Below are 6,148 nucleotides of genomic sequence, written 5' to 3'. Positions count from 1 at the left end.
GCCTGTATACTTCAATCAGGATTAAAGTAATCTCTGTAAAGTGCAAATAGGACTTTGTAGTATCATTGTAAACTACATCTAGTATTAAGTAATAATCTGTCAACTTATTTTAGGATGGGTCCCGTTTTTACGACTGCTTGATGCGTTTTTATCATTGCCGTCAGCGTTTATACGATTGTCGAGAGCGTTTATGTAACTGCCGGATGCGTTTTTGTTGTTGCCAGGAGCGGTTCGGTCATTTTCTCATGCGGATGAATTATTGTCGGATGCGTTTATGTGATTGCTAGGAGCGTTTTGGTCATTTTCTCATGCGGATAAATCATTGCCAGATACGGACATATGATTTTCTCATGCGGATATATCATTGCCAGATACGGACATATGATTTTTCTATGCTGATTAATGTTTGCCTTTGTTGGAGTTCACTGACGCTGCAGACAGGGCAAGTGTCTATAATAATTCGACTAGTATAAAAATAAAGTAAAGATCATTTGGTGACACTTGACATATCTCAGTTGGTACACCAGATGTGGCTAACCAATCTTATAATTGAATTCATCAACTTTTCTCAAGTTGCAAAGTAGATATTACTATTCTTTTGAGTGAGTAATATTGAATTCTCATCGCAATGATGAGCGCAGAAATCATGAATACTGATGTGAGAATAGAGCCAATAGTATCTAAAGGAACTGGTACAACTTTTAGACTCATTAAGATGATTAATATTAGTAAGCTCAAAAGAATAAATGCAAACTGTATAACACTTTTAGCACGTGCTGTAGTAGTGATTTCAAGAACAGTTTTTCTGTTAAATGTTTCTAGAATTCTACCTTCAATAGTAGCTGGTTCACCGAATTTTGATGGTTCATTGTCATTGATAACGAAATAGTGTTTGTCAAAATAACCACTGAATTTTTGTTCATTGGAGATCATGGATTCTGTAAGCAAATGATTAAATCGTTTTTCAATTTCATCTTCAGAAAGGAAGGTGCTGTATTTTGACTTATGGCTTAAAAACATATCTCCAAACTAACTGATTCAATATAAATCTCCAACACCTTCTACCTACCATCAGGTAGTGGCATTATCCCTTAATAGACCGATGGAAATTGATATCTTAGCGTATGACCTTTACGGAATAAAAACAGATATTCGGTGAAGCTTTTTGAAAAACTATATTCCGCAACCCACAAAGACAAAGCCATAATGGATATTTTACTGGTAGACGATCATCGTATTTTACTGGAAGGAACCAAAACGATCTTAGAAGCATCTTCTGATCAATACAAAGTAAAGGACATGGCAAGCTCTGTAGACCAAGCGCTGGAGCTCTTGAAGCGGAATGATTATGATGTGCTGATCACGGATTATGAAATGCCGGGGATGACCGGCATGGAGCTGATTCAAATAGCAAAAACCATCAATGCTGATCTGAAAACTATAGTGCTAAGTATGCATGATGAGCCAGCGGTGGTGAAAGAATTGCTCAAATTGGGTCTGAATGGGTTTGTTCTCAAAAGTGATTCTCACACAGATATTATGGAAGCACTAAAACGTGTGGAGGAGGGTAAGATTTTTCTGAGTCAGAACATTTCTCAGATGCTCATTCATCACACGGAAAAGCCTAACTCTAGTTCTTTGACACCACGAGAGCAAGAGATCGTGAAGCTCATAGTGAAAGAATATAGCACCAAACAAATAGCAGAGATCCTGTTTATTAGTGAGAAGACAGTGGAAACTCATCGCAAGAACATTCTGAAAAAGACTGAAACATCCAATCTGGTAGGTTTGACCAAGTACGCGATAAAGCATGGACTAGCCTAAACAAGATGTTAGATGATAGATGCTAGACTTTAGATCTGTGTCTATCACTGAAAAGAATTAATGAAACCACTATCCTAGTAGGAACATTAATTGGTAGCTACATCCGCACTTCTCATCTTCTCGATGTGCTTCGCGTCGATGTTGATGACCACTGAAGACCCTTTTCTGCCTTCGGTTGTATCGATATCCAGTTCTCCTTTGATCAGATTTACTCTGGAGTTGATGTTGCGCCAGCCATTGCCTTCACTTACTTTGAATTTTTCAATGTCGTAACCAATGCCGTCATCCTCTATGGTCAGCACCAGTTCGTCTTCATGATTGGTGATGCCTATATAGACATTTTCAGCCTGGCTGTACTTCATGATATTGGAAAGAAACTCTTGTATGATGCGGTATATCGACACCTCTACTACTTCTGGTAGGCGGTGATCCAGATCATAAACCGACAAGTGGACCTGAATTTTCTCGGTTCTGTTGATCCGATGAATGAGCTCTTCTAAACCTTCTATTAACCCTGCCTTCATCAGTGTTTGTGGCATCAGGTTAAAGGCGATGTTTCTAATCTCAGTATGGATGTCCTTCAATAAGGTTGTGGAGTTGTTGTACAATTTGTCTCGCTTATCTTTATCTCCAGCCGTTTCATTCATTGACTGAATGTTGAGGTTAAGAGCCGAGATCAATTGCCCCATGCCGTCGTGAAGGTCTGTGGCAAATCGTTTGCGTTCGGTTTCTTGTGAATCTATGACGGCCTGCATCTGGCTTTCGCGCATTCTTATTTTCTGCTCTTGCAATACTGCGAGATGCTGCTGTCTGGTTCGGTATCTGATGAAATAGAAGATCACAATAAGTAAGATGATCAGCACCACCAATCCAATCAGTAAGAACGTATTACGTTGTATGGTGGCTTCTTTTAGCTTATTTTCCTGTTCCAAAAAGGCAATCTCTTGTTCTTTCTCTGCTGTTTTGTACTGCGTTTCTAGCTCTGATATTTCTCGTGACTTTTGAGTCTGATACATGGAGTCTTTGGTGGCAAAGAATTCGTTGCGATAATTCAGAGCTCGCTCAAAGTCCTTTTCTTCCAGTGCAAATTCATAGCGCAGGTTTTGGACTTCATTCATTACTCGTTTGGAGTCTATAGCCTGACTTACCATGGCGGATGAATCCAAGTAGGTATAAGCAAGTTCTTTGTTTCCCAGCCTCCAATGCGCGGTACCCAAGTGAATGTAGTTGAGGGCTACGTTGGTTTGATCATCTAGTTGTTTAGCGATTTGAGCGCCATCCTTGCTATACTCAATGGCTTTGGCATGTTCTCCAACCATATTGGAAACTGCAGCCGAGTTGGTTTTACACATCAAAAGTCCTAGTGAGTAATTCGTCTTTTCATAATAGAAAGAGGCACTGTCCAGATAGGCTCTGGCCGCAATTGGATCTCCTTCATCAAACTTTACTCCACCAATGTTGATCATGATATTGCCAACTTCTGTTAGGTCTCCCAGCGCTACTTTTTTCTCAGTGGCTTTGAGATAAAATTTAATGCCATTTTCTAAATCTCCGTGCTCCACATAGGCGATTCCCAGGTTATTGAAAACATTGCCTTGATATCTTAAGTGAGTTTTTTGAAGCACAGGCGTGGGAGTGTATGCTTCCATAAGATCTATAGCTTTATACAAATTAACTATAGCCGAATCGAATTGCCCCATGAGTTGGTAGGCTCTCCCTATGTTGGAATAATTGGAAATTAAGCCCATGGTGTCTTTATGATCGATGAAAATCTTCACCGCTTCTTGTGCAAAGTATTTTAAGGAATCGAACTCACCATGCAGGCCATAAAAAGTAGATAAGTCATTGAGGACTTGCGCTGCTTTTTCAGGTTCATCATTGCTCAGGAGTTGCTCATATGCTGTCAAATAAGACTTTTTGGCCTGTAAAGTCTGGTTGTTGGCGTCCAGTAAATTGGCTTCAATTCCCATTTTCATCGCTTCCAATTTTTTGACATCAGTCTCTGTTTGTTCAAGTTGATGAATAATCTCAATGGTAGCGGTAGAGTCCACAAAGGCATATTCACGTGCCAGTGTCCAGAGCAGATTGACTTGTTCTTCTCTACGCATCTTTGTTAGAGCCTTTTTCAATGAATCAGAATAGATGATGTCTTGCGAGTAAATATGAGATGAGGCCATGAATGCCATCATCAGGATTGCAGTTTTGATGTAGTTCAATTCAAATAATGTTTACGGTCTACCTACCACTAGGTATATCAAATCTACCTGATTTAGTTGATTGAAACCGATGAGCGAAGTGGAGAAATTTGTCATAAACTATTCATCAAATGAAAAAGATTGTTCCATTAATACTGCTGGTGTTTTTCACATTTCAGTTAAAAGCACAGCTTACTGATTATCCATTGGATGGAGAGAAGACTATGAGGTTTGCACTATACTATGGAGCGATCACCAATCAATGGTCAGGCAAAATAGAGGATGAAAAGTCGAGTACGGTGGTATTTGACTGGAGTCAGAGCAGGTCTACGTTTGGGTGGGGAAAGTACCAAAACTCTCACCGTTACAAAATTTTCGGTGACGTGATATCGCTGTTGTATTCTGGTGAAGGACTTACCGGGAAGCCAGCAGCAGGCACGCCTATTCTTACTAGCATATTTGGTTGGCACAACTTCGCCTTTTCAGCATTTCACTCAGATTATGTACAGCTGTCATTGGGGCTTCATGCAGGGGATTATTGGTATGGTATAGAGCCTTTAACTACTCACAAACGATCCGAGCAAAATACCAGTGGAAGCCGCTATTACTATGGTGCTACAGGCCCAACCTGGATGGCGGATGTGGCCATTGGCAATACCGGGTTTTGGGTGCACTATGAAGGATCATATGCCTTTTTATGGGGCGGTCAGCCAGAGCCAGATTCTCTGGATGTAAAACCTGATATTCTCAATCAAACCTTTGAGGTTCGTTGGAGGCAACTCTTTGTTACTGCGGAGATCGTCTATGGTATGAATGACTGGGGCAATCGTATCAAACGTCAGCAATTCGGATTTGGAATTTCTATTTAAAAATCGGTTTAAATGAAAAAGATCAAAATAGTGTTTGGAATAGCAGTGGTACTACTGCTAAACTCTTGTGTAGAAGAGAAGGATATGACTCCTGACTGTGGTAAATGGGAGGTGGAAATCAATAATCCAGAGGCTACAGTTGTGATAGAGGATGGAGTTTTGGTGATTGACGTTCCTAATCCTAAAACTGCCAAAGATGTCCGGATAATACAACGCCAAAGTTCCGAATACATTGGTTCTGAAGTTGGAGTTTATCTGTCAGGAGGAATAACTGAAGCAGTTCCAGTAGATGAATATTCACATGATTACCATGTCAAGTATTCATTTGCATACGTATCGGACCCAGAAAATCCATTCATTACCCGTATCAATGGTGGATATGGAAATCTAGGGTATTTCTATGGCGAAAAAGTCTATGAAAGTTTTCAGAGTGGCTCCAATTACATTTTCGGTGAGGCTGATGAAGTCGTTTTTGATACCAGAAGTCCCAATCCTATTAAGTCTGAAACGCCAATATCTGCATCTCCTAAGCTATTTTATATAGATGTGGGTGTGAACCCTGCAAGAAATAACGGACGACCTACAGCGAGTATTCATGTTGAAATTGATTGGATTAAGTTTTACGGTAGTATCCTCACTCAATTTGATGAAACACAATTCACCGAAAAGGATAAGCAGCGATTTGGCTTCAAATGGGATGATTTTGATTGCAACTCTTTAATTAATTGATCATGAGAAAATTAATAGTACTCATAGGACTAGCCGGGCTAATGGCTGGTGTCGCTTGTGAAGAAATACCAGAGCCTATTGATCCCTGTGATGATAACAGGTGGGCAACTTCAATAAGGAATGGTGAACCAATTTGCCTTGGGCAAGTAGAGGTTACCTATTTCCATGCTAATAGTTCGGCTGCCAAGATCATTATGTCAGCTAGAAATGAAGGGCCAACTATGGCACCAGAAATATATGTCGAGTTTTCTATTCCGGTAGAAGGGATTGCACTAAATACAGCATATCCGGTACTTGAAGGAAAGATATACGACGCTGATGATATCACTGAAGGGAGCTTAACACTACTCGTTTTTGACCCACCATCTCAAGGTAAAGAAGGGTGCATCGCTGGAACTTTTACACTTACTGCACAGACTGGTGGTATCACCCCTTTTAATTATACCGATGGCAAGTTTGTCTATTTCAAAGGGGCAGGTACCGAATCATCATCCTTATCTCCAGGTTGCAATCCATTTAACTAATCAAATC

The 6,148-nt window shown here is 40.2% G+C and carries 6 protein-coding genes; 4 read left to right on the top strand and 2 right to left on the bottom strand.

Annotation, left to right across the window (positions count from 1 at the left end):
• Positions 1-558 precede the first annotated feature (558 nt).
• Complete coding sequence (locus tag NXS00_RS26245; protein WP_258102275.1) at positions 559-1,020, bottom strand: hypothetical protein; 462 nt, start codon at positions 1,018-1,020, stop codon at positions 559-561.
• Positions 1,021-1,206: 186 nt separating this feature from the next.
• Here NXS00_RS26245 and NXS00_RS26240 point away from each other — a divergent pair, with 186 nt between their 5' ends.
• Complete coding sequence (locus NXS00_RS26240; protein WP_258102274.1) at positions 1,207-1,824, top strand: response regulator; 618 nt, start codon at positions 1,207-1,209, stop codon at positions 1,822-1,824.
• 86 nt (positions 1,825-1,910) lie between these two features.
• Here the strand turns inward: NXS00_RS26240 and NXS00_RS26235 are convergent, their stop codons facing one another.
• Complete coding sequence (locus NXS00_RS26235) at positions 1,911-4,040, bottom strand: ATP-binding protein (protein WP_258102273.1); 2,130 nt, start codon at positions 4,038-4,040, stop codon at positions 1,911-1,913.
• Between the two features lie 110 nt (positions 4,041-4,150).
• On the opposite strand from NXS00_RS26235, the gene NXS00_RS26230 reads away from it, so the two are divergent.
• Genes NXS00_RS26230 through NXS00_RS26220 form a run of 3 tightly spaced genes read left to right on the top strand, consistent with a single transcriptional unit; the run spans position 4,151 to position 6,141 of the window.
• Positions 4,151-4,888 (top strand): hypothetical protein, encoded by a 738-nt coding sequence (locus NXS00_RS26230; RefSeq protein WP_258102272.1) that lies wholly within the window; start codon positions 4,151-4,153, stop codon positions 4,886-4,888.
• Positions 4,889-4,900: 12 nt separating this feature from the next.
• Positions 4,901-5,617, top strand: a complete 717-nt coding sequence (locus NXS00_RS26225) for a hypothetical protein (RefSeq protein WP_258102271.1) — start codon at positions 4,901-4,903, stop codon at positions 5,615-5,617.
• Between the two features lie 2 nt (positions 5,618-5,619).
• Positions 5,620-6,141, top strand: coding sequence for a hypothetical protein (locus NXS00_RS26220; protein WP_258102270.1), 522 nt, complete (start codon positions 5,620-5,622; stop codon positions 6,139-6,141).
• The last annotated feature ends 7 nt before the right edge of the window (positions 6,142-6,148 follow it).

The sequence above is a fragment of the Marinoscillum pacificum genome (assembly GCF_024714495.1).
Lineage (GTDB): Bacteria > Bacteroidota > Bacteroidia > Cytophagales > Cyclobacteriaceae > Marinoscillum > Marinoscillum pacificum.
This window is presented reverse-complemented; position numbering and strand designations above follow the sequence as displayed.